Origin of the sequence: Sphingobacterium tenebrionis (assembly GCF_037126265.1) — a bacterium.
Lineage (GTDB): Bacteria > Bacteroidota > Bacteroidia > Sphingobacteriales > Sphingobacteriaceae > Sphingobacterium > Sphingobacterium tenebrionis.
On the sequence record NZ_JAYLLN010000041.1, the window covers coordinates 1 to 23642 of the forward strand.

General features: G+C 38.8%; 22 protein-coding genes. 12 read left to right on the forward strand and 10 right to left on the reverse strand.

Features of this window, described 5'->3' with window-relative positions:
• Window positions 1-81: 81 nt before the first annotated feature.
• From thrC to thrA, 3 genes are read right to left on the reverse strand one after another with little or no spacing between them, the layout of a single operon-like run.
• Complete coding sequence (gene thrC, locus VJ786_RS14050) at window positions 82-1416, reverse strand: threonine synthase (protein ID WP_099366344.1); 1335 nt, start codon at window positions 1414-1416, stop codon at window positions 82-84.
• A gap of 11 nt (window positions 1417-1427) precedes the next feature.
• Entirely contained in the window at window positions 1428-2384 is a 957-nt protein-coding gene (locus VJ786_RS14055; protein ID WP_336557937.1) for a homoserine kinase, read from the reverse strand.
• A gap of 24 nt (window positions 2385-2408) precedes the next feature.
• A complete protein-coding gene (thrA, locus tag VJ786_RS14060; protein WP_099366346.1) occupies window positions 2409-4856 on the reverse strand; it encodes a bifunctional aspartate kinase/homoserine dehydrogenase I in 2448 nt (815 codons plus the stop codon).
• 480 nt (window positions 4857-5336) lie between these two features.
• On the opposite strand from thrA, the gene VJ786_RS14065 reads away from it, so the two are divergent.
• Together VJ786_RS14065 and VJ786_RS14070 are read left to right on the forward strand one after the other, a co-directional pair.
• Window positions 5337-5909: a C40 family peptidase gene (locus tag VJ786_RS14065; RefSeq protein WP_099366343.1), complete on the forward strand. Its 573-nt coding sequence runs from the start codon at window positions 5337-5339 to the stop codon at window positions 5907-5909.
• Between the two features lie 501 nt (window positions 5910-6410).
• A complete protein-coding gene (locus tag VJ786_RS14070) occupies window positions 6411-6926 on the forward strand; it encodes a phosphoribosyltransferase family protein (RefSeq protein ID WP_099366342.1) in 516 nt (171 codons plus the stop codon).
• 140 nt (window positions 6927-7066) lie between these two features.
• On the opposite strand, the gene VJ786_RS14075 is transcribed toward VJ786_RS14070, so the two are convergent.
• From VJ786_RS14075 to VJ786_RS14095, 5 genes are all read right to left on the reverse strand, one after another.
• A complete protein-coding gene (locus VJ786_RS14075; RefSeq protein WP_099366341.1) occupies window positions 7067-8368 on the reverse strand; it encodes a lytic transglycosylase domain-containing protein in 1302 nt (433 codons plus the stop codon).
• 113 nt (window positions 8369-8481) lie between these two features.
• Window positions 8482-8691 carry a Sec-independent protein translocase subunit TatA/TatB gene (locus tag VJ786_RS14080; RefSeq protein WP_099366340.1) on the reverse strand — a complete coding sequence of 70 codons (210 nt, stop codon included), beginning with the start codon at window positions 8689-8691 and terminating at the stop codon, window positions 8482-8484.
• Window positions 8692-8766: 75 nt separating this feature from the next.
• Entirely contained in the window at window positions 8767-10044 is a 1278-nt protein-coding gene (locus VJ786_RS14085; protein ID WP_099366339.1) for a murein hydrolase activator EnvC family protein, read from the reverse strand.
• A 108-nt stretch (window positions 10045-10152) separates the two neighbouring features.
• Window positions 10153-10938, reverse strand: a complete 786-nt coding sequence (gene lolB1 / locus VJ786_RS14090; protein WP_257213720.1) for a lipoprotein insertase outer membrane protein LolB1 — start codon at window positions 10936-10938, stop codon at window positions 10153-10155.
• The gene (locus tag VJ786_RS14095) at window positions 10916-12622 is read right to left on the reverse strand and encodes a tetratricopeptide repeat protein (RefSeq protein ID WP_099366338.1); all 1707 of its coding nucleotides are present in this window, start codon (window positions 12620-12622) and stop codon (window positions 10916-10918) included. Before VJ786_RS14095 ends, lolB1 begins: the two co-directional genes overlap by 23 nt.
• A gap of 162 nt (window positions 12623-12784) precedes the next feature.
• On the opposite strand from VJ786_RS14095, the gene rplM reads away from it, so the two are divergent.
• The 9 genes from rplM to VJ786_RS14140 all read left to right on the forward strand — a co-directional run bounded on the left by rplM (window position 12785) and on the right by VJ786_RS14140 (window position 21719).
• Window positions 12785-13228, forward strand: coding sequence for a 50S ribosomal protein L13 (rplM, locus tag VJ786_RS14100; protein ID WP_094255220.1), 444 nt, complete (start codon window positions 12785-12787; stop codon window positions 13226-13228).
• Between the two features lie 11 nt (window positions 13229-13239).
• Window positions 13240-13626 carry a 30S ribosomal protein S9 gene (gene rpsI / locus VJ786_RS14105; RefSeq protein ID WP_099366337.1) on the forward strand — a complete coding sequence of 129 codons (387 nt, stop codon included), beginning with the start codon at window positions 13240-13242 and terminating at the stop codon, window positions 13624-13626.
• Window positions 13627-13644: 18 nt separating this feature from the next.
• On the forward strand, window positions 13645-14451 hold the full coding sequence (gene rpsB / locus VJ786_RS14110; protein ID WP_099366336.1) for a 30S ribosomal protein S2: 807 nt from the start codon (window positions 13645-13647) through the stop codon (window positions 14449-14451).
• A gap of 161 nt (window positions 14452-14612) precedes the next feature.
• Window positions 14613-15449: a translation elongation factor Ts gene (gene tsf / locus VJ786_RS14115; protein ID WP_099366335.1), complete on the forward strand. Its 837-nt coding sequence runs from the start codon at window positions 14613-14615 to the stop codon at window positions 15447-15449.
• 119 nt (window positions 15450-15568) lie between these two features.
• Window positions 15569-16648, forward strand: coding sequence for an AI-2E family transporter (locus VJ786_RS14120; protein ID WP_099366334.1), 1080 nt, complete (start codon window positions 15569-15571; stop codon window positions 16646-16648).
• A 116-nt stretch (window positions 16649-16764) separates the two neighbouring features.
• Window positions 16765-17508 (forward strand): SDR family NAD(P)-dependent oxidoreductase, encoded by a 744-nt coding sequence (locus VJ786_RS14125; RefSeq protein WP_099366333.1) that lies wholly within the window; start codon window positions 16765-16767, stop codon window positions 17506-17508.
• A 65-nt stretch (window positions 17509-17573) separates the two neighbouring features.
• On the forward strand, window positions 17574-18437 hold the full coding sequence (locus VJ786_RS14130) for a methylated-DNA--[protein]-cysteine S-methyltransferase (protein WP_099366332.1): 864 nt from the start codon (window positions 17574-17576) through the stop codon (window positions 18435-18437).
• 3 nt (window positions 18438-18440) lie between these two features.
• On the forward strand, window positions 18441-19043 hold the full coding sequence (locus tag VJ786_RS14135) for an alpha-ketoglutarate-dependent dioxygenase AlkB family protein (protein ID WP_099366331.1): 603 nt from the start codon (window positions 18441-18443) through the stop codon (window positions 19041-19043).
• A 1041-nt stretch (window positions 19044-20084) separates the two neighbouring features.
• Window positions 20085-21719: an ABC-F family ATP-binding cassette domain-containing protein gene (locus VJ786_RS14140; RefSeq protein WP_099366329.1), complete on the forward strand. Its 1635-nt coding sequence runs from the start codon at window positions 20085-20087 to the stop codon at window positions 21717-21719.
• A 33-nt stretch (window positions 21720-21752) separates the two neighbouring features.
• Here the strand turns inward: VJ786_RS14140 and VJ786_RS14145 are convergent, their stop codons facing one another.
• Window positions 21753-22043, reverse strand: coding sequence for a GNAT family N-acetyltransferase (locus VJ786_RS14145; protein ID WP_099366328.1), 291 nt, complete (start codon window positions 22041-22043; stop codon window positions 21753-21755).
• 83 nt (window positions 22044-22126) lie between these two features.
• Complete coding sequence (locus VJ786_RS14150) at window positions 22127-22477, reverse strand: helix-turn-helix domain-containing protein (protein ID WP_336557938.1); 351 nt, start codon at window positions 22475-22477, stop codon at window positions 22127-22129.
• Window positions 22478-22768: 291 nt separating this feature from the next.
• Between VJ786_RS14150 and VJ786_RS14155 the strand changes: the two genes are divergently transcribed.
• Window positions 22769-23533, forward strand: a complete 765-nt coding sequence (locus tag VJ786_RS14155) for a DUF3667 domain-containing protein (RefSeq protein ID WP_099366326.1) — start codon at window positions 22769-22771, stop codon at window positions 23531-23533.
• The last annotated feature ends 109 nt before the right edge of the window (window positions 23534-23642 follow it).

Below are 23642 nucleotides of genomic sequence, written 5' to 3' on the forward strand. Positions count from 1 at the left end.
ACCAATGACGATTAAAAATCTTACTCCCTCTCTCGCTGTATCCTAAATGAAATACAAAATTATATTCTGTCTCTTTAATTCCTATAACTTTTCTACAAACTTACGATGACGGGGCAAGTGTAACAAATAACTCCGAAAATCCTCATAATTAACATCCAATTCCGTTACCTGTTTTTCCTTTCCTGCCCAATCCTCTGCACCTTTAGGAAATTTCACATCCTTATATATCTCCTCCGCAATCGCCTCAGGAAACTTACAAGGATGCGCAGTAGATAAAAATACCGAAGCATATTCTCCCGGATGAACTTTCCGATAAGCCTTAGCCGCTAGATACGCAATTGCAGTATGCGGACAGGCAACATACTTAAACTCCTCATACAATTCCTGCATGCCAGCCTTTGTTTCCTCATCATCAAAAGCGTAGGAACTCAACAATTCTTTCAAAGATTCCCTATCCTCCCCAAACATATCCAAAATCCTAACCCAATTGCTCGGATTCCCTACATCCATGGCATTCGAAATGGTCTGTTTAGAAGATCTCGGATCATACTCACCCGTCTCCAAAAAACGTGGAACCGTATCATTGACATTCGTTCCTGCCACAAAATGATGAACCGGCAAGCCCATCTTATAAGCCAACAACCCAGCCCCAATATTCCCAAAATTGCCACTTGGCACCGCAAACACCACCTCCTTCATTCCCTGTGCCCGCAACTGTGCATAGGCCCAAAAATAATAGAACGTCTGAGGTAACAATCGAGCAATGTTTATGGAATTGGCAGATGTCAACCGCAGTTCTTTATTCAATAAAGGATCATTGAAAGCCTGTTTTACTAAAGCCTGGCAATCGTCAAAGCTGCCATTCACCTCCAAAGCCCTAATATTGTTTCCGTTTTTGGTCAACTGATCTTCCTGCACCTTAGAAACCTTCCCTTTCGGATATAGGATCGTAACACGCGTACCTTCCACCCCCAAGAACCCCAATGCAACCGCGCCACCCGTATCACCCGAAGTTGCCACCAACACATCCAATAATTGATCGCCATCTTTGGAGAAATAGCCCATGATCCGACTCATGAACCTGGCGCCAAAATCCTTGAAAGCAAAGGATGGTCCATGGAATAATTCCAAAACCGCAGCTTCAGGGCTCAAGAATTTAACAGGAGCATCAAAATCTATTGCATCATACACGATACGCTTTAGGTCGTTCTCTGGAATATCCGTACCTATTACGGCTTTCGCAATCGTAAAAGCGATCTCCTGAAAAGAATATTGTTGGATATTTCGGATAAAATAGGGATCCAGTTGCGGGATGTTTTCTGGCATATATAAGCCTTTATCCTGAGGTAAGGAATGGAAAACAGCATCCTGAAAAGATACCCTTAAATCGCTATTGTTTGTACTGTAATATTTCATGTTCAATAAAATTAGGATTGGGATAATACTTTAGGGCCTTCCACATTCACTTTGGAAACAAATTGAAGGCACTCAATACCTTGTTCATTCAAATGTTGCTGAATAGCATCCACCGCCTTCTGGGCAGCCTCATGGCCTTTGGAAATGGCCACAACGGAAGGTCCAGAACCGGAGATACCGAAACTCAAAACCCCTGCTTCCTCCGCGATGCGTTTCATTTCATAGAATTCTGGAATCAGAATGGCCCGGGTTGGTTCGATCAGTACATCCTGCATGGACCGGGCAATCAAGTCATAATCTGACATAAAAATACCGGAAACCAATCCTGCTATATTTCCCCATTGGATTACGGCATCTTTCAACGCCACTTTTTCTTTGATCAGTTGCCTGGCATCCCGAGTAGGCACATCGACCTGTGGAAATACGATTCCCGCCACCAATTCTTGCGGCACAGGCAATTTGATGATATCCAATCCCTCCCCACCGCGTATAAGGGTAATGCCCCCCATTAATGCTGGCGCTACATTATCGGCATGCCCATGGCCACAAGCCAAACGCTCGCCTTCTATACAGAAAGGCATCAATTCTTCTTTGCTCAATGGGTTCCCCATTAAGGTATTGATGGCAAATAATCCAGCCACCGTACTTGCTGAGCTTGAACCTAAGCCACTCCCGATTGGCATATGCTTGATCAGGTCGATCTCCACACCCACTTCTTTCTCAAGACCAAGATGTGCTAAATACATTTTTACGCAGGCCGAAACCGTATTCTTATCCGGATCTAAAGGCAATCGCCCATCATCTCCTTCAATTGATCGGATGACCACCCCTGGGTTTTCCGTTCTTTTCATGAATACTTCATCTCCAGGACTATCTACCGCAAAACCCAAGATATCATAACCGCAGATCATATTGGCTACTGTTGCCGGTGCAAAAACGCGAACTTCTTTTTTTATTAATTGAGACATTTTTTTCTTTTTAATTTTCAATGATTAAGCACCAACATTCACCAGATCAGCAAAAACGCCTGCTGCTGTTACTTCCGCTCCTGCCCCAGGCCCTTTAACGACAAGAGGTCTATCCTTATATCGTTCTGTAGTGAAGGAAATAATATTATCAGATCCAGAAAGCGCATAAAATGGATGTTTATCATCCAACATCTGCAGATTGATGGCTACTTCACCATTTTCCAATGTTCCAATATAGCGAATCACTTTATTCTGCTTGGCAGCTTCCGATTTCATTTTATTGAAAAATTCATCCGCCTTTAATAGCTCCGCATAAAACTCATCAACAGAACTGGCCTGAAGGCAACTTTCCGGCAGGATATTGCCTAGTTTTACGGATTCCGATTCTATCGCATGACCTGCATCCCTTGCAAGGATGAGCATTTTCCGCATAAAATCTATTCCACCCAGGTCATCTCTTGGATCCGGTTCGGTATAGCCCAGTTCCTGAGCTTTTTTCACCACCTCATAAAAAGAAGCATCCCCTTTAAAATTATTGAAAATATAGGAAATGGTGCCCGACAGGATCGCTTCAATCTTGATGATGCGGTCGCCACTCATCATGAGATCTTTCAATACCCGTACTATCGGTAATCCTGCGCCAACATTGGTTTCGTAAAAGAAATCTACACCATGTTTTCTCGCGGTATCATGTAATAGTCTATATTGGGCATAATCGCCTGAATTTGCAATCTTATTACAGGTAACAACGGAAATATTAGATCTGAAGATCTCCTCATAATAAGTGGAAGGCAATTTACTGGCTGTATTATCAATAAAAACGCAGTTCGGTAAATTAAGGGCTTTCATTTGGCCGATAAATGTGCCCAAGTCAGCGACCTCCCCCTGGTTTTCCAATTCTTCCTGCCAATTTCCCAAATCAAACCCTTCCGGGTTAAAGCCCATTTTCCTGGAATTGGAAATGCCGACCACTTTGATTTCAATATCATTTTGATCCAATAAAAAATCATGTTGTTCATGTAGCTGTTTAAAGAGCGTGGAACCAATGTTTCCCGTTCCAATATTGAACACATGCAAGGTCTTTTTCAATTCAGCAAAAAAAGCATCATGTACTGCATTTAAAGCCTTGGATAGGTCTTCATTATTGATAATTACCGAGATGTTGAATTCGGAAGAACCCTGGGCTATTGCCCGCACATTGATCCCGTTCCTACCTAAAGCATGAAAAAGCCGGCCGGACATGCCAGGCGTACGTTTCATGTTTTCCCCTACAATAGCGAGGATGGAAAGTCCATCTTCCAGTACCGGGACACTCAATTTATTCGCCATTAATTCCAGTTCAAATTCGTTTTTGATCAGGTTAACGGCCTTTCTTGCATCATTGGGATGGACAGCAAAGGTAATACTGTGTTCGCTCGATGATTGGGTAATGAGAATGACATTGATCTGTTCTCTGGCCAACAGTGTAAATAAACGCCCACTGAATCCGGATTTCCCTACCATACCACTCCCGGTTAGATTGATCACGGATACATCAGCAATAGAGGAAATTCCCTTTATAGGAAAATTGGACTTTCCACTTTCAAACTGAATGACCGTGCCTGGAAATTCCGGTTGGAAAGTATTTCGGATAACGATGGGTATCTTTTTCATAAAGGCAGGCACCATGGTAGGTGGATAGATTACCTTTGCCCCAAAATAAGAAAGCTCCATAGCCTCTGTATAAGAGAGAATCGGTAAGGAGAAGGCCTTTTTTACAATTCTAGGGTCTGCTGTTAGCATACCATTAACATCGGTCCAGATTTCGATGGCTGTAGCGTTCAACACCGATCCGAAAATAGCAGCGGTATAGTCTGAACCACCACGACCTAAAGTAGTGATCCTGCCTTTGTCGTTGGAACCAATAAAACCGGTTACAAACAACAATTTATCAGTGTGGGTTAATGCTAAAGCCTGGATAAGCTGATGGCTCAGGGCTTCATTCAAATGTGCATTTCCAAAATTATCATCTGTTTTTATGTAATGGGAAGCATTGATATAAGTGGAAACCGGTATTTCCTGCTCCATGATCTTGGCCACCAAAAAATTGCTACAACGTTCGCCAAAGGAAACAATGAGGTCCTTACTTTGATCACTCAACTCTTTTAATACAGCAATACCCTGGAGAAGATCTTCCAGATCATTGATCAAGAGCTTAAGTTTGGTGAGGACCGGGTTTTGGTATTTTACAGCGATCAATTTTTTGACGACTTCAAAATGACGGTCTTCCATCAGTTTAAGATCGTCTTGAAAAGGTTTCCCTTCTGCCGCATCTTCAGCCATCTTGGTCAATAGATTAGTGATTCCTGACATGGCCGATAATACAACTAAAGGCTTTTCGCCAGCATCATAAGATTTCTTTACGATCTGAAGTACGGCTTGAATACTTTCTACGGAACCTACGGATGTTCCGCCAAATTTTAAAACTTTCATTTTTTTGGGTTTATTTTTACTGTTTAGCATTGATACACAACAAAAAAAAGCCTTCCTGGATGAGGAAGGCTTCTTATATCTGTACTAATTACTATACAATAGAATCATTCCTCCGCTAGATTTCTCCCGGTGGTAATAATAATTGTAATAATAATAGTGCTGTTATACATCAATTTATTGTTTGTTTTTTCAAATATATTATAAATATTATTACATACAAGAGGATTTGTTAAAATATTTTTAAAATACTGGTTTAAACAATTGAGAGATGATTTTATTCAAACCTGCCTAAATAAATTTGATTTTGTCAAAAGTTATCCACAAAGAAGAAGTGTTAAATATGTTAAAACTTTGTTAAAAGAATCAAAAAATGTTTTGAATTCTATACAGTATGTCTTACATTTGCTTCAGCTCGTTTGAAAAATGTCATAAATTTTGGACGATTCGAGGAGCTAAAAGGTTGTATATAAAAGCGATTTAATGAAAACAAAGAAACTAGTGGCAGTGATGCTCTTCATAGGCTTATGTCTATTCTCGCAGGCTCAAACTAACCAAAGATCCTCAGACCCGGATAATCTAGCAAAAGAATACTTCTCCCAAATCATGGGTGTTGCGGTAAACGCGACGACAAATACCAAACTTTATCAATTTGTTTACGAGTGGTTAGGCACTCCTTACCGTCTTGGAGGTGATTCCAAAAGAGGTATCGATTGTTCTAAATTCTCTTTGGCGGTGTATGAAAATGTATTCAACACGACCATTGGCTACAACAGCCGTAATCAATACGATAATGTAACGCCTATCCGTAAGAATGAATTACAGGCAGGAGACTTGGTATTCTTCAAAATCAGAAGTAGAAATATAACGCATGTAGGTGTTTATTTAGGAGACGATAAATTCGCGCATGCCTCTTCTTCGAAAGGCGTAATGGTGAGTAATCTAAATGAAGCTTATTGGAAACGCTATTATTACAACGGTGGTCGTCCGAAATTGGATAACGCTAGAATGATGACTGCTGATGCTAATAACAACGAAAAAGGAAATTTGAATTAGTTCCATTTTTAATATATAATATTTAAAAAATAAAGTCCGAAGGTGTTTACTTTCGGACTTTATTTTTTTATATAGCTAATAGATAATTTCATTCTATCTCCGTCATTGCGAGGAGGTACGACAGCCCCGTCATTGCGAGGAGGCACGACGAAGCAATCTTCCCGCCTTAATCTTATCCTTTATTATCCATTTTCCGGCGATGGCTCTTATGTAAAGCTTTCAAAATATGTTTGATTTAGGGTAAGAATCGTGGTTTAAGTAGGGTTAAAGCAGGGTTAAACCAACAAGAAAGTATGTAAAGCATACATTTTACATACTTTCAGTATCCTTTCAGTATGGTTTTACTGCGAAGCTAACCATAAAACATCCTTTACAAATTTATTTCTGGTCCCCCAATATACGACCTAGAAGGTACATTATCCAAAATAACAACATTCCATTTGAGATCATGGGGATTTTTATAAAGTTTTATTAAATTTACCGCTGAACAAAAAAGGTAGCATGTCGTCTAAGAAAACACTTATATTAAACAAAGATCAAATCCTTCAGAAGTCTAAACGTATCGCTTATCAGATCATCGAAGACAACTTTGATGAACCTGCCATTGTTTTAGTGGGTATTGCTGATCGTGGGTATGTTTTTGCTCAGCGTCTTCAGAAGCTATTGTTGGAGATTGCTCCGGATAAATCCATTGAGTTGATCAAGGTGAATATACAGAAGACCAAACGTTCTTTGGAGTCGACTACGGATGTTCCTTTGGAAACTGCGAAAAATAAGGTGGTTATTCTTATTGATGATGTTTTGAATAGTGGTAGGACTTTGGCGTATGGCTTGGGAGTGTTTATTAATGTTCCGTTGAAAAGAATGCGTACTGCTGTTTTAATTGACCGCAGTCATCATCAGTTCCCTGTTTTTAGTGATTATTATGGATTGAAACTTTCTACTATTCTTAAGGAGCATGTGGAAGTTCAATTGGAGGAATATGATAATACGGAGGATGCGGCATATTTGTCGTAATTCTTAGGTAATTGGGAGGAGGTACATTCGTCATTGCGAGGAGGTACATTCGTCATTGCGAGGAGGTACGACGAAGCAATCTTTGATCTAATCGAAAGATTGCTTCGTTCCTCGCAATGACGCGAAAAATCCCCTTAAATTTAACTATTTCCTTTATAAACCTTCAGCTTCTGGCCAATCCTTAAATTAGAGCCTCTAAGGTTATTATCCGACTTCAACCTACTTACCGTTGCCCCGCGATACTTCTGTGCAATATCCGACAACGTATCCCCTTTCCTAACCGTATGAGTAACATAACTTAATACCGTATTCGGTTTTGTCTTAACACTCGACTTCTTAGCAGCAGCAATATTTTTTGAGAACTTAGCATCAACCGCATATTCCTGTTTTATTTCCGGAACTACAATCTGGTTATTCAATGCAGCATATATCAAAGAATCAGAAAAGTTTGCCTGATAAGGTAAAACCAATCTTCTTGGTTTTTCATTAGAAGCATACACTGTTCCTTTCTTATAAGCAGGATTAAACTCCTTCAACACCTCCAAAGACAATCCCAAACTCCCAGCAAGCTTATCCAAACTGATGGATTTGTTCAACATCATCACCTTATTATCCGCTAACAGATTAGTCTTCTGTGGTTGCAAACCATACAACTCTGCATGGTTCAGCACATAAGTCATGGCCACATATTTAGGAATGTAATTTTGGGTTTCCTTAGGTAAGAATGGAGATAATTCCCAATAGCTCGGACTGGAGAGTCCAGACCTTTGTATAGCACGCCTTACACAGCCCCTACCACAATTATAGGAGGCTAATGCCAACAACCAATCGTTAAATTCATCATAAGCTTCCTTTAGATAAGTTGTAACAGCATACGAAGAAGAATAAACATCTTTCCGCTCATCATAACTACCATCCATGGCTAAGTTATAGATCTTGGCTGTTCCATAGATAAACTGCCAAGGACCAACTGCCCCAGAAGTAGAAACGGTATGTGGATTCAAAGAAGACTCCACCACGGAAAGATACTTCACCTCTTCAGGTATCCCCTGCTCTTCAAAGATCTTATCATATATCGGGAAGTAATATTGGCCTAAACCCAATAGCTTCTCCATATAAGGCTTATAATTTCTGGAGATATATTTATCCAGATAAGCCTTAACCCGTTCATTGTATTCCAAGGGGATTGTTTTCTGGATGCGCTGAATCCGTTGTGCTATGAGTATATCCTCATTACTGAATTCGATGGCATGTCCATTTACGGATTTAATGGAATCCAAATGTTGCATGATTTCCTCTTTTCCCTTTTCAACTTGGACTATAAATGCCTGTTGAATATTATCCGAAAATGCAGATCCTTCTGTGGTTATTTCTTGGGCTTGGCCTAGATTTAGAAAAACACCTAGGCCTAAAGTGACTAGGAAACTAATCTTTTTGTTCATACGCAGTAAAGTACTGTTAAACTTAATTTTAGTTCTTCGTTTAAAAACAAAAAGGTTCTATAAAACAATTTCTGTTTTATAGAACCTTTATTACATGTGGTCAACTAGCACAATTAAGCTTGTGTTTTGTTGGTATTATTTTCTGTTGATTCTTCATCTTTAGCGTTTGGATTTTCCTTTTGGCCATCTTTGAATTCTTTCACGCCACGACCCAATCCACGCATCAACTCAGGAATTTTCTTCCCCCCAAATAACAATAACACTACGACCACGATGATGATAATCTCGTTTGTACCTAAAAATAATAATCCTGATGTGTACATATTTTTAATAATTAACTAATTCTTCCTTAATGTAAATCTAACAAATATAGCGATAAAATCACAAAATCCCTGTAACTATCTTGCTATCCATTGTGACGGATTTACAGGGGTTTGTCCCTTGTAAATACTCAAATCCATGAAGGAATAACCTTCGTCTGGATCTGAATCCGCGGAACCGATTACCGTACCTGTAGAAACCTTCTGTCCTTTACGAACAGATGCTGATTTCAGGTTGGAGTATGCGGTAAAATACTCACCATGTTGGATGACAACCGCGGTTCCACCCATATTCAATACCTGGATAACGGTTCCTTCAAAGACGGCCTTAACCGGAGCTCCTTCTGATGTTCGGATACGGATATAATCATAGAAGTCATGAACGTTCCGTTCTACCACTACATTTCCATAATTACGAACAATATTACCTTGTGAAACTGGCCAAGGAAGTCTACCTCTGTTCGAAGAGAATCCAGCAGATAATTTAGCTGCTTCTGGCGTATTGTTCAAGACTGACGATCCTGTTTTCTTTTCGATTTTCTTTTCGGCTTCTGCTACCGTTGTACCGGATTTCTTAGCTTCTGCTTCTGCGGCTCTTCTACGACGCTCCTCTTCCAATTTACGAGCGGCTTCAACCTCACGGGCGATCGCTGCCTTCATGGCTGCATCAATACGTTTTCTTTCTTGTTGCTTTTTGGTCAGCTGTCCGCGGAAACCACGTTCTTCGCTTGCCAATTTGTTCAACTCCGAAGAATGGGCTGCCCTATCCTTCGCGATAATATCTCTTTCCTTTTGTTGTTCCTTTAATAGGTTCTGTTGAGTCTGTTTATCACGCTGAAGTTGCGCCAACTTTAACTCGATCTCCTTTTTATGTCCTTCGATTTCTGACACTTTAATCTTCCGGGCATCGGTAAATTGTTGAAGGTACTTAATACGTTTAAAAGCTTGGTTAAAATCTTTTGATGCGAATATGAACATCATCTTATTGTATCCGTTCTTATTTCTGAAAGCGAACAAGATCATCTTTTCATAATCCTGCCTCATTTTCTCGAGCTCTTCTTTCAGTTTATCAACGATCTTATTATTGGATGCAATATTATTGTTGATGATCCGAAGTTCGCTATTGATGGTTCCGATTTTATTTTCGCGAAGGTCCAATTGTTTACTTAGCGCGGCAACTTCACGTTGTGAAAGTAACTTTTCGGCAGTTTTGGCTGTCAATACTTTCTGTAGCTGGGCAATCTCTCTGTCTATTCTTTCCCGCTGTTTCTTCAACTCCACACTACTTTGTCCGTAGGAAAGGCTAATTAAAAAAAACAGGGAAAATATGCTTAATACAATCTTTTTAAAATCCATGAACCGCTAAATTCTATCTTGTCGTTTTGTTAAAACTTCCAAAAATAAGGATATACACAATACGAAAACAAAAAAAACTATAATTTCTTTATTAAATGAGGTTTATAATTAATTGATAACCTTATATTTTGATGGTACGTTAAAGGGCATTTCGTTCGCAATATTGAATTCAGCCCTATTATAAGCCATATCTGCTGAAACCTTTGCACCAGATCCCTCCACATTTAACGTGAAACGCTGCGGAAAATTGTAGGCTCCGATCATGGCATAGTCTGAATAATTGGCTTCCAGTTTATTTGTCTTCCCCAATTCCATTAAATTAAAATTAAATGGTCTATTCTGCGCATTTACCCCATAATGGAAAGTCAATCCTTCTTTCACACCGATGATCTGTATATCATCCGTAGAAGTTGCTACCTGCAATTGATCGGTCCGCAACATCTCCACCGAGATATTACCCACGAGTATATCTTCCAACATCTTGTAGGAGATCCCTGGGTTGGTGTATTTATAGATATAGGAGAATGGTTTCTTAATATACTCCCCTTGCAATTTATTCATGATCTTAACACTATCTGGCGTGATCATCACCCGGGCAGCCTCGATGCCTAATAAAGCCGTAACAGAAATCCATATGGCTTTACCCCTATCGATCCGAATATTCAAGGTCACATTTTGATCTTCTTTACCCATCACGACTTTTGCTTTTGCACGACCATTGAAGGTGTGGAAATCAAGATTGCTCAATTCAAAATTTCGGAGCAATTCTTCATTATTGCTTGCCTTTGGCAAGTTAGGGTCTGTTTTTACCGTTTGTTTCTTGCTTCCACAGGCATTCATCAGCACCGCCAATACCAAAAGGAGGCTGATTTTATTCAATATATTTCTTCTCACTAATCTTCTGTTTTATTTTTTCTTTATCTACGGAACTATTGTCGCTCATGGTCAACGCTTTTTCCCATTGTTTTATTGCTTCCTTATTACGGCCTAGTTTCATGAGGATATCCCCATAGTGTTCGAACAGAACGGCAGATCCTTCGGAATTCTTAACCGCCTGCTCTATCCAGTACAAGGCTTCCTTGAATTTTTCCTGCTGGAACAACACCCACGCATAGGTATCCTGGAAAGTTCCAGATTTTTGGTTGAGGTCATTGGCTTTGGCAGCATATTTAGCCGCAACATCCAAGTTGGATTTACGGAGTGCTAAGTAATAAGCATAGTTATTCATAGCTCCTACGTTGGTAGAATCCAATTTGATTGCTTCCTCATAAGCGACATCCGAGGCTGAGGTCATTTTCAATTCGTGGTAAAGATCACCTAGGGATGTGTAGATGGTAGACTGTATGAAGGCGTTTTCATTTTCGCTCTGGTTCAAAGCCGTTTCTAAATATTTTCTTGCATTCTCAAAATCCTTCTTCACCAAATGAGCGACACCAATATAGTAGGTCAACATGACATTACCTGGATTTAATTTAAGGCCTTCTTGTCCATCTCGGATGGCCTGATCCGTATCGCCCGAGGAAATGTTCAATTCCACCAACTTTCGCCAGGCGTCTATTAATTGCGGCTGCATGGAGACCGCGGTAAGGTATAGGGATTTCGCCTGGTCCAGCTCTCCCTTTTGCCATAACACATCCCCTTTGAACATATGGGTATCTGCTACGCGTGGATGCTTTAGCACCAGGATATTGGCCAATTCTTGCTTTTGGTCCAGATTGAGGTTTTGGTTGATGGACATGACATTGTACATCACCCGATGTTTATCAAAATAACCGATGGAACTTGATTGAAAACCTGTTTTGAGGGCGTCATAGGCAAGTTTTTCCTTTTTTAAATCTACATAGGCGTCGGCAAGATCAAAGTAAAGCAGATCATCTTTCGTATTTTCCAAACCTTCCATCAGAATCTTAACGGATTCATTTGGTTTATTATTCTCAAGGTTCAGAAAACCCAGTGCACTATAAACTTGTCTAATTGGGGATTTCTTTTGTCTCCATTTGTTGAGGATTGTTGCAGCTTCCGCATCCTTATCCATATCCATCAGGATCTCCGCCTTCAAAACATCCAAGGTATCAGACTCTCCAAATTTACCATTGCTGATTTCGATGACATCCAATGCTTCATCTGATCGTTTGGCCGCATGCAGCAACATCACTTTCTCGCGAAAGATTGCGGGGGATTTATCATTCTTTTCAAGAACTTCATTTATTAGACCGATAGCGGAATCCAGATCGCCACTACTTTTATACAGTTCCAATAAGTGATTTCTATAGATAAGATTGTCTGGATCGTTGTTCACAGCCTGTTGAGCAGCAGGAATGGCCACATCAAAATTCCTAGCCTGGGCGTACAATAATGATTTGGCATAGAACATCTCGGCACCTTTGGGATATTTCTGAAGAACCTCTTCAATTCCGGCCAAAGCAGCGGGGATATCGCCACTCTTTAATTTAGCTTCAATGGCTTGAAGCTTTTCTTTGTATTCTTTATTATCTTTCAAGTCTTGAGCAAACACGAATGTCCCTAGCAACAACAAGATACTCACCATCCAAAGCCTGCGCAACAATATTTTCTCCATTAGTTATATTCCATTAAGGGTTTCAGCTTATAAAAGACAAAACTACCAAAAACAAGGTAGGAATTTATTTTGGAAATTGAAAACAAATATCTTACCTTTGCAGACCTTATTGTAGTGATTACAGAAGGATTAGAAAAATATTAATTAATTAAATAAAAGCAAGTGAATACGTTAAGTTACAAAACTGTCTCTGCTAACAAGAACACCGTTAACAAAGAGTGGATCGTTGTTGACGCTGAAGGCGAGATTTTGGGGCGCTTGGCAAGCGAGATCGCGAAAGTGATCCGTGGAAAACACAAGCCTTCATTCACCCCACACGTAGACTGTGGAGATAACGTGATTGTTATCAATGCAGACAAAATTAGATTGACTGGAAACAAGTTGGGCGACAAAGTATATGTTCGCTACACAGGCTACCCAGGTGGTCAACGTTTCGTTTCTCCAAAAGAGTTAATGGCAAAACACCCTGAGCGCATCATCGAAAAGGCGGTACGCGGGATGTTACCTAAGAATCGTTTAGGACGTCAATTATTCAAGAATCTTTATGTTTATGCTGGAACTGAGCACAAGCATGAGGCACAGAATCCAAAACCAGTTAAATTTTAAGGAGAACGACTATGTCAACAACTAACACTTCAGGAAGAAGAAAAACTGCTGTTGCCCGCATCTACTTAACAGCTGGCAACGGGAATATCACGGTAAACGGTAAAGATTACAAAGTATATTTCCCAACATTACCATTGCAGTACATTGTTACCCAATCTTTATTGGTAGCAGAGTCTCTTGCAAATTTTGACATCAACGTTAATGTTCAAGGTGGTGGAGTTAAAGGTCAAGCAGAAGCTGTACGTTTAGCAATTGCTAAAGCGTTAGTAGAGCTTAACCCAGAAGTAAAACCTGCATTACGCGCTAAAGGTTTGATGACACGTGATGACCGTATGGTTGAGCGTAAGAAACCAGGACGTCGTAAAGCACGTAGAAGATTCCAATTCAGTAAACGTTAATATCAGGAGGATCAAAAAATGGCAAGAACAACATATCAAGAATTATTGGATGCAGGTGTTCACTTTGGTCACCTTACTCGTAAGTGGGATCCGAAAATGGCTAAGTACATTTTCATGGAACGCAACGGTATCCACATTATTGACTTGAACAAAACTCTTACGAAATTGGATGAGGCTGCATCAGCTATCAAACAAATCGTAAAATCAGGTCGTAAAGTATTATTTGTAGCAACAAAGAAACAAGCAAAAGAAATTATCGCTGAGCAAGCAAAAGCAGTTAACATGCCTTTCGTAACAGAACGTTGGTTAGGTGGTATGCTTACAAACTTCGCGACAGTACGTAAATCAATCAAGAAAATGTCAAACATTGATAAGATGCAAAAAGATGGCACTTACGATGTATTGTCTAAAAAAGAGAAATTGATGATTCAACGTGAGCGTATCAAGTTAGAGAACCTTTTAGGAGGTATCGCAGACTTGAACCGTTTGCCAGCAGCTTTGTTCATCATCGACGTTAAGAAAGAGCATATTGCTGTTGCTGAAGCGATGAAATTGAACATCCCTACTTTTGCAATGGTTGATACAAACTCTGACCCTACGAACATTGACTTCCCAATTCCTGCGAATGATGATGCGACAAAATCCATCAGCTTAATCGCTAGTGTAATCGGAAAAGCAATCACAGAAGGTTTAGAAGAGCGCAAGCGCGATAAAGAAGAGGACGCGGAAAAAGAAGCTGCAGCATCAAAAGCAGCAGTTGACAATGGTGAAGCTACAGAAGCTACTCCAGGAAAACGCACTCGTAAAGCAAAAGACGTAGAATAATATATTCTATTAGATAAGCCGGATAGACAAGTGTTGGTTTCTGGAAGATGAGCTTCCTTTTACCTCCCCTGTCTGTCCGGTTTTTTTTAAATTAACATACTGTTATTCTTTCAAGAACGGAATGTTAACACTTCAATCGTAATTTTAAAAAAAAATATACTATGTCAGTACAAATTTCTGCATCAGATGTAAACAAATTGCGTCAACAAACTGGCGCTGGTATGATGGATTGTAAAAAAGCTTTGATCGAAGCGAATGGAGACTTCGAAGCAGCAGTAGATTACCTTCGTAAAAAAGGTGCTAAAGTTGCAGCTAGCCGTCAAGACCGTGACTCTAACGAAGGAGTAATCATTGCTAAAGCAGCAGCTGATGGTAAATCAGGTATCGTTGTTGAAGTAAACTGTGAGACTGACTTCGTAGCTAAAAATGCTGACTTCATCGCTTTCGCTGAATCAATTGCTGATGTTGCATTAAACAACGCACCTGCTTCATTGGAAGACCTAAAAGCATTAGAAATCGGTGGAACTAAAATCGCTGATTTATTGATCGACCAAACTGGTAAAATCGGAGAGAAAATCGAAGTATCTAAATACGAAGCTGTAAATGCTGAGAAAGTTGTTGCTTACATCCACGGTAACTACCGTTTAGGTGTATTGGTAGGACTTTCTGCTGATGCTGATGGTGTTGAAGAAGCTGGAAAAGACGTAGCTATGCAAATCGCTGCTATGAACCCAGTTGCTATCGATAAAGATGGTGTAGATTCAAAAACTATCGAGCGTGAATTAGAGATCGCTAAAGACCAAATCCGTGCGGAAGGTAAACCAGAAGAAATGGTTGAGAAAATCGCTGCAGGTAAATTGAACAAATTCTACAAGGATTCTACTTTATTGAACCAAGAGTTCGTAAAAGATTCTTCTAAAAATATTGCTCAATTCTTAGATACCGTAGCTAAAGGATTAACAGTTACAGCTTTCAAACGCGTTCAATTAGGCGCATAAGCTTTATCTTATACAGAAGAGCTCCATCTTTTAGAGATGGAGCTCTTTTTTTATACAAAAGATTCTTCTTGGCAAGAATTCCTTAAGATTTGCTTAAATTGCTTAGGAAATCGCGCAATATGAGAATCAAGCAAATCAACAACAATTCCATCAACCAGATCATGTTAATATTGATTATTATCCTGATCGGTATCATTATTTTCAAGAACCTTTTTTACTACTTGCCAGGATTTCTTGGTGCCATCACCTTATATATTTTATTTAGAAAGAACTTTTTTTACCTAACGGAAGTTCGGAGGGGCAACAAAACGCTGACCAGCATTATGTTCATTCTCTTATCCATTGTTTTTATTGTTTTGCCGATATGGGCGATCGTAGATTACCTGATTCCGCAGATCACTTCTTTTTTAGGGAATACGGACCAGATCGTTTCTCAGTTCAACCTGTTGAAAGAATACATGGCAGACAAGCCTTTTCTAAAGGATATAGACATGTCTGATGAGGCTTTATTGGCGATGTTGCAACGGTTCACGAAATATGTGCCCAGCATATTGAATTCCGTGGCTGAGGTTGGTGTTAATATATTGGTGACCTTCTTTGTACTGTATTTCATGCAGGTTCATGGTCGCAAGATGGAAGAATATATCATTAAAGCTATTCCCTTTTCTCCAAGGAGTAAGGATGAGATCTGGCATGAGGTAGATTCCATGGTGAGATCGAATGCGATCGGTATTCCAATCCTAGGGGCATGTCAAGGGGTAGTTGCTATGCTGGGGTATTGGATCTTTGATGTGGATAATTTCATTTTGATGGGCATCTTAACAGGAGTAGCATCCATTGTACCGGTATTAGGTACCATGACCATCTATATTCCTTTAGGCATCATTACTCTGGCTTCTGGACAGACTGGAAATGGCATTGGTATATTACTTTATGGTCTAATCCTAATTGGAAGTATCGATAATATCCTCCGATTTACCATCCTGAAGACTCTAGGCAATGTTCCGCCATTGATAACTGTATTTGGGGTGTTATTGGGATTAAAAATGTTCGGCATGTTGGGTTTGATTTTTGGTCCTTTGATCCTTTCTTCGGTAGGTGTTTTGATCAAGGTGTATAGCAATGAATATGGAAGAGGGTCGGCTATTATTCTGGATGACGGTTCATCAGAGATTACGAATAGGGATTTATCAAAGTAATGTAAGCTTGTTCAGCATTCTTCCTTGAAAAGTCATAATCATCTAACGCAGTGATGAATATCATATATTCCTAAATATTAGTTGCTTAAATTAGGAATATAAAGAAAGCAATACTTATGAAACAACTTGAAAACAAAGTAGCCATCGTAACTGGGGGAGCCTCAGGTATTGGAAAAGCCATTGTAGAATTATTTGTTAAAGAAGGTGCCAAAGTGGTGATATCGGATCTCAATGATAAATTGGGCAATGAACTGATCAACAATTTAGGAGAAGGAAATGTGATCTTCATCAAAGCAGATTCTGCCTCTCCGGAAGACAATAAGAAAATTGTGGAAGCTGCCATCGAAAATTTTGGCGCATTACATATCGCAGTGAACAATGCAGGAATCGGTGGAGATGCCGCAGCAGTGGCTGACCTATCGATTGAAGGCTGGAAGAAAGTAATTGACATCAACCTGAATGGTGTATTCTATGGTATGCATTATCAGATTCCTGAAATTGAGAAAGTAGGTGGTAGCATTATCAATATGGCATCCATTTTAGGATCTGTTGGCTTTGCCAACTCTTCGGCCTATGTAGCTGCAAAGCATGGTGTTGTTGGATTGACTAAGGCCGCAGGTTGGGAATATGCCACCAAAGGCGTTCGTATCAATGCCATTGGGCCTGGATTTATTTCTACCCCATTGGTTGATAATGCGATGGATGAGGCAAGTCTGAAATTTTTGGAGACCCAACATGCCTTCCAACGCTTAGGTAAACCAGAGGAAGTAGCGGAGTTGACTTTATGGTTGGCATCAGAAAAATCATCATTTGTTACAGCATCTTACTATCCAGTGGATGGTGGATACTTGGCTAAATAAGTTTTTAGCTAAACATTTAGCAAGAATCGGATTTTATAATTGTGGGAAAGGTTGGAAATTTGAGTATGGAAAGAACACAACAAGAGATTAATTATAATCGGATTGCAAAAGCTATCCAATATTTACAAGATAATTTCCAACAAAAACCCAGTTTGGAGGATCTGGCCGAACATGTACATTTGAGTCCCTATCATTTTCAGCGGCTGTTTAGTGAATGGGCAGGCACAAGTCCGAAGAAGTTTCTTCAATTTTTGCAATTGGATTATGCGAAGAAATTATTGCGTGGAAAAGAACACAATCTTTTTGACACGCATATCCTAACCGGTGTAAGCAGTACCAGTCGGTTACACGATCTTTTTGTACAGATTGAAGGTATGAGTCCGGCTACTTTCAAGAACGATGGCCAAGGATTGCTGATCAAATACAGCTACCAGTCTAGTCCATTTGGGATGTGCCTGTTGGGTTCAACCGAAAAAGGGCTTTGCTATATGGCCTTTGTATCGGAAGGTGAAGATGGTTTGCTAGACCTTAAATCGAGGTTTAAGCAGGCGGAATTCATGGAAATGGAAACATCCTTCCATAAGGATGCGATGAAGATTTTCAATGGTGAGGAAGCTTCGCTTTCCAACATCAAATTGCATTTGAAAGGCACCCCTTTCCAATTAAAGGTTTGGCAAGCGTTATTGGAGATCCCTTCTGGGGAGTTAAGGACCTATCAGTCAATTGCCGATAAGATCAACCATCCAAAAGCATCGAGAGCAGTAGGAACAGCCATTGGACAAAATCCGATAGCATTTCTGATCCCCTGTCATCGGGTGATCCAAGGTTCTGGTAAGCTGGGCGGATATCGATGGGAACCGATCCGGAAATCTGCCATCATTGGATGGGAACAAGCGCAATTATATCCAGAAAATCAGCCTTCGGTTTAAAATATGATGTTATTCAATTTCGCAGATCCTGAAAAGAATTTGTTGCCCTATGATGGTACGGTTCATTATTACGGTGTTATTACAGATAAACAGCGCTATTTTTATGATGCGTTATGGCATGAAATTGCATGGAAGCCTGATCAGGCAGTGATTTTTGGAAAGCATATCGAAACGAAAAGGAAGGTTGCCTGGTATGGAGATCGGCGTTTTGAATATACCTATTCAGGCATTCAAAAAGTTGCCCTGCCTTGGACTGATGTTTTATTGGAACTTAAGCAGCTGGTTGAAAAAGCATCAGGAGAAACCTTTAATTCTTGCCTATTGAATCTCTATCATGATGGATCGGAAGGTATGGCTTGGCATAGTGATGGCGAAAAAGATCTCAAAAAAAATGGTGCTATTGCTTCCCTTACTTTTGGGGCGGAAAGGAAGTTCAGCTTCAAGCATAAAGAAAGCAAGGAAAAAATTGATATCAACCTTGAAAATGGCAGTTTATTGATCATGAAAGACCAGACGCAGACTCATTGGTTACATCGGCTCCCTCCTACCAAAGTTCCGCATGGTCCTCGGATAAACTTGACTTTCCGAACGATAGAGAACTTATAGACATTCGGGACGATGGAAAACTGATATTCTGAAGGTTACTGATTCCGCTTTTACCAGTCGCTCTTACAGATTCCTTAACATGTATGTAAATAAAAATAGTCCATTAGTTAAAAATATACAATGTCAAAGTGTTTTCTATTAAATATAGGGACTCAACATTTTAAAGAAATTGCCATATAAATAAAATTGTAAATCCTATTTGCACAATTAACAAAACATTATTTATTGGAACCTTACTTCTTGCAAAAACAATTATTGAAAATACAGATAAGGCTATCAAAACCAATTCGAAATAAGAAAAAGGAATAAATTTTTTAAAAAAACTAACTTTATCCTCATATAAATCATATTTATTAAACGCATAAATCCATAAGCCTAAGTAGCATACGTTAAGCAGAATTGCAACATAAGAAACAATAAATGGAGATATTTTTTTCATTATTAATAGATACTTAGTTTTTATTATTTATAGCAAAAATCCTCCTTTTTACAACCCCATAAGCAATACCAATGATCGCAACATACACAAACTATATAATGCACTAAACAAATATTATCACGGTAATAACTACATCCCTCAATATTTTAGACTGCTAATAATGATGGTAGAGTAATTTTATATCTTCTCATAATTTATTGGTTATAAATTTATTAATATTTAAGTATAAAAAACATCCATATATTTTTATATTACATTTTATTAGTTCTCATCCTAATATACTACGACTATTAATTTTGGACTTTCTTCTATAACCTCGTAGCAGTTTCTATTCTTGGTATCGTGCTTTTTCTGTAGTTGGGTTTTCATTTGCCCAGCATGGACCTCGGATAAACTTGACTTTCCGAACGATTGAAAATGCTTAGACAATCAGGACGATGGAGAACGCCTAAATCTGACGGTTTTCAGATTTTAAATTAAATAGCTACCTTTGTAGCACACGAAATAATTCCATATGTAATAAATAAATCTTTCCGCATTTGATTCCGTTAGCTCTTTAGCGAGCTCTCATTTCATTATTTCACCCCTTAGCGAAAAGATTTATGTTTATATTACAACAAGCAACTTATATACATCCAAATAAAGATGTTCTGTTCGAGAACATCAATTTCATTATCAATAAAAATGATAAGATTGCCCTTATCGGGAACAATGGTGCAGGAAAATCCAGTATCCTAAAGATTATTGCTGGTAAACTTCCCTTGTCCTCAGGAATGATAAGCTGTTCTTCAAAACCGTACTACATTCCGCAGACCCATGATGAATACCATGAACTAAGTATTGCTGAGGCATTGGGTATTTCTGGTAAATTGCGCGCTTTACATGCTATCCTGCAGGGAGAGGCGACAGCGGAAAACATGGAACTTCTTCAAGATGATTGGCCTTTGGAAGATCGCTGTGAACAAGCTTTAGAAAAATGGGGCTTATCTGGACTTGATTTAGAGCGAAAATTAGGCAGTCTGAGCGGTGGCCAAAAGACCAAGGTTTTTTTAGCGGGTATAGAAATCCAGGAGCCAGAATTTATTCTGATGGATGAGCCAAGTAATCATTTAGATCAAGATGGCCGCAAATTACTCTATGATTTTGTAGAAAAAACCAACAAAACTCTTTTGATTGTTAGTCATGATAGACAATTATTGGAGTTGATCCCACAAATAGCAGAGCTAAGCCGTGATGGGATTCGCTTATACGGTGGCAATTACAGTTTTTATGCCGAGCAAAAAGGAATTGCATTGGATGCGCTGAACCATCAGGTACAATCACAACAAAAGGAACTCCGCAAGGCCAAGGAAAAAGAAAAAGAGGCGATAGAAAGGCAAAATAAATTGAATGCACGGGGCAAAAAGAAACAGGAAGGTGCTGGAATGCCAAAGATCATGATGAATTCCCTTCGAAATAAAGCTGAGGGCAGTTCCTCGAAACTGAAATCGGTACATAAAGAAAAAATATCGGGTATCCAAAGCCAATTAACCAGTTTAAGGAGTATACTCCCCGAAATAGATCAAATGCAATTCGGGTTTGAAAACTCTGATAGTTACCGTGGTAAATTACTTTTAGAAGCGCAGGAAATTAATTATAAGATTCCTTCGAATGATGGAATAAATGTTATAAATGATTCTGAAGGCAGTAATAACGGAAGATTTCTTTGGAATGAAGAACTTTCCTTTCAGATACGGCATAGGGAAAGAATTGCTATTAAAGGATTAAATGGCTCCGGTAAAACTACCTTGATCAAGATTTTGTTAGGTATTTTGGAACCATCCAAGGGAAAGCTCCTTTCCAATAGCAAAAGATACGTCTATGTTGATCAGGAATATTCTCTTATCAGGGCCAATCAATCCATCTATGAAATGGCACAACAATTTAATCATGCTGGCCTTCAGGAACATGAGGTGAAAATTCGGTTGAATCGTTTTCTTTTTGATAAGCAAACTTGGGATAAATCCTGTCTGTCCTTAAGTGGAGGCGAAAGAATGCGATTGTTATTGTGCTGTCTGAATATTTCCAATCAAGCACCAGATATCATGGTCTTGGATGAACCAACCAATAACATTGATCTTCAGAATATCCTTATTCTTACGCAAGCCATCAAGCAATTTCAAGGAACTTTACTGCTGGTTTCGCATGATGAGGTCTTTTTGAAAGAGATAGGGATTGAAAGGGAATTGAGCTTATAAGTTCACCTTATAAAATGAGCTAATAGATTGACCTTATAGATTCGGATGGTAATCTCTATCAATTTGATTTTTTAGTTCTGGATGCTTTTGGACATACTTCGCAACAAAGGGACAATACACCATGACTTTTTTATTCTTCGCCTTGGCAAATGCAAATGCTTGCTCTGCCAAGGCAGAAGCAACTCCCTTTCCCATCATGCTATCCGGAACTACCGTATGCATCAAAGCAATATCTTTTTTATAAAAGCGATATTCCAATCGTGCGATCTCACCACCTTCCCTATATTCGAATTGTAGGTTAGTTTCATTGTTTATTATTTCCATAGCATTTGGTTTTTAATAATATTACCAAAAATTTAACAACTCAACAGTAAATTGGTTGTTAAATTTTAACATGCCTAAGAATATTAAATTTTTATATGCTTGAGAATATAGGCTGTGGGTGAGATTCCCTGTATTTGTCTAAAATTATTACGAAATGAGGATTTTGATCTAAATCCAGATTCGTAAGCTAAAGCCATAATATTTAATTCACCTGCATTTATCCGGTCAATTTGAGATATAAAGTATTCTATCCGAAGCTGGTTAATATATTCATAAATCGAACCTTCAAAATGTAGTTTCCAGGCCTTTTCTAAATGATAAAGGGAGGTATCCAGGCTATCTGCTAATTTTGTCAATGTAAAATCCATATCTAAGTATGGTTTCTCTTGTATCAAGTGGGCTATAATCTGCTCGTTTAATTCTAGATATTTCACAATTCAAATATTAAGTCCGTATTTAATTACCCAATATTACTTATTTTGAATTAATTTATCTTTAAAGGAATTATAATATATTTTTTATTAATTTATTGAATGATTATATCGATATGCTGTAAAAAATTCAGCCGCCTTAGTTCTGAACACGAAATCCTTAATAATTAACTAATGTCAGGTTTATGAGGAGTTCGATTCAAGAGAAATGAATTTTATCTATTATTTCCGAAAGGAAAAAACTCCTTTCTAGCTTGATTTTTTTTATATTTAGTTGACTAACTAAATAACCTTATGCCACATCGAGAGGAAAATGCCGTATGCCTAAATTGCCAATTTAATTTCAAAGGAAATTATTGTCCCCAATGTGGACAATCCGCCCATGAACACCGAATCGATGCGCATTATTTCCTACATGATATCCCGCATTCCGTTTTCCATGTGGATAAAGGCTTTTTCTATACTTTAAAGTGCCTTTTCACAAAGCCGGGCGTAATGATTAAGGATTACCTTGATGGAAAACGTGTACCCTATTTTCGGCCATTCGCATTTGTCTTGATCATGACGACCATTTGTTCCTTGATCATTAAAGGCATACACTTATGGATCGATAAAATTCAACCTGCTGCACATGCTGATCAACTCATCGGACACGGATTCCTTGGAAAATATTTTAGTGTTTTCATTTTTCTAATGATTCCCATTACCAGTCTGATAACCTGGATTACTTTTTATAAACATAAATACAATTATTGGGAACATTTCCTTGCCAACACCTATATCGCTGCGCAACTCAATATTATCCTCTTGTTGATAAATGTATTGAACCTATTCATGGTGGTTTTCCAAATTAACTTTTCTAAGGATGGGGTCAATCTGTTTCTTACATTTTTTATGATCCCCTTTTTATTTTTATTTGGCAGCATCTTCGGTTTTCTAATGATGCATGAGAAACGGTCCAGATTGTGGATTGTAATCGCCAAGATTATTGGGATGAATTTTGTGCTGGCATCCCTGTATATCTCCCTCATGAATTATTTTGATATCATCAATCTATAAGTCAACTACTTTTGCTAATAGCTGACGATGTTTTACAATCATCCAAATGAACACTTAATTAAAATGCGTCCATTTTTTTATTAAAAATGGACATATCATAATAATATGT

Bases quoted from the DNA above. Each gene is read 5' to 3' on its own strand.
- VJ786_RS14135 (WP_099366331.1), top strand. From the start codon at position 18,441: ATGATGTTATTCAATTTCGCAGATCCTGAAAAGAATTTGTTGCCCTAT.
- VJ786_RS14095 (WP_099366338.1), bottom strand. From the start codon at position 12,622: ATGGAGAAAATATTGTTGCGCAGGCTTTGGATGGTGAGTATCTTGTTG.
- VJ786_RS14125 (WP_099366333.1), top strand. From the start codon at position 16,765: ATGAAACAACTTGAAAACAAAGTAGCCATCGTAACTGGGGGAGCCTCA.
- VJ786_RS14145 (WP_099366328.1), bottom strand. From the start codon at position 22,043: ATGGAAATAATAAACAATGAAACTAACCTACAATTCGAATATAGGGAA.
- VJ786_RS14080 (WP_099366340.1), bottom strand. From the start codon at position 8,691: ATGTACACATCAGGATTATTATTTTTAGGTACAAACGAGATTATCATC.
- rpsB (WP_099366336.1), top strand. From the start codon at position 13,645: ATGGCAAGAACAACATATCAAGAATTATTGGATGCAGGTGTTCACTTT.
- VJ786_RS14155 (WP_099366326.1), top strand. From the start codon at position 22,769: ATGCCACATCGAGAGGAAAATGCCGTATGCCTAAATTGCCAATTTAAT.
- VJ786_RS14140 (WP_099366329.1), top strand. From the start codon at position 20,085: ATGTTTATATTACAACAAGCAACTTATATACATCCAAATAAAGATGTT.
- rpsI (WP_099366337.1), top strand. From the start codon at position 13,240: ATGTCAACAACTAACACTTCAGGAAGAAGAAAAACTGCTGTTGCCCGC.
- thrC (WP_099366344.1), bottom strand. From the start codon at position 1,416: ATGAAATATTACAGTACAAACAATAGCGATTTAAGGGTATCTTTTCAG.
- VJ786_RS14085 (WP_099366339.1), bottom strand. From the start codon at position 10,044: ATGGATTTTAAAAAGATTGTATTAAGCATATTTTCCCTGTTTTTTTTA.
- thrA (WP_099366346.1), bottom strand. From the start codon at position 4,856: ATGAAAGTTTTAAAATTTGGCGGAACATCCGTAGGTTCCGTAGAAAGT.
- VJ786_RS14130 (WP_099366332.1), top strand. From the start codon at position 17,574: ATGGAAAGAACACAACAAGAGATTAATTATAATCGGATTGCAAAAGCT.
- VJ786_RS14075 (WP_099366341.1), bottom strand. From the start codon at position 8,368: ATGAACAAAAAGATTAGTTTCCTAGTCACTTTAGGCCTAGGTGTTTTT.
- VJ786_RS14070 (WP_099366342.1), top strand. From the start codon at position 6,411: ATGTCGTCTAAGAAAACACTTATATTAAACAAAGATCAAATCCTTCAG.
- tsf (WP_099366335.1), top strand. From the start codon at position 14,613: ATGTCAGTACAAATTTCTGCATCAGATGTAAACAAATTGCGTCAACAA.
- VJ786_RS14055 (WP_336557937.1), bottom strand. From the start codon at position 2,384: ATGTCTCAATTAATAAAAAAAGAAGTTCGCGTTTTTGCACCGGCAACA.
- VJ786_RS14065 (WP_099366343.1), top strand. From the start codon at position 5,337: ATGAAAACAAAGAAACTAGTGGCAGTGATGCTCTTCATAGGCTTATGT.
- VJ786_RS14120 (WP_099366334.1), top strand. From the start codon at position 15,569: ATGAGAATCAAGCAAATCAACAACAATTCCATCAACCAGATCATGTTA.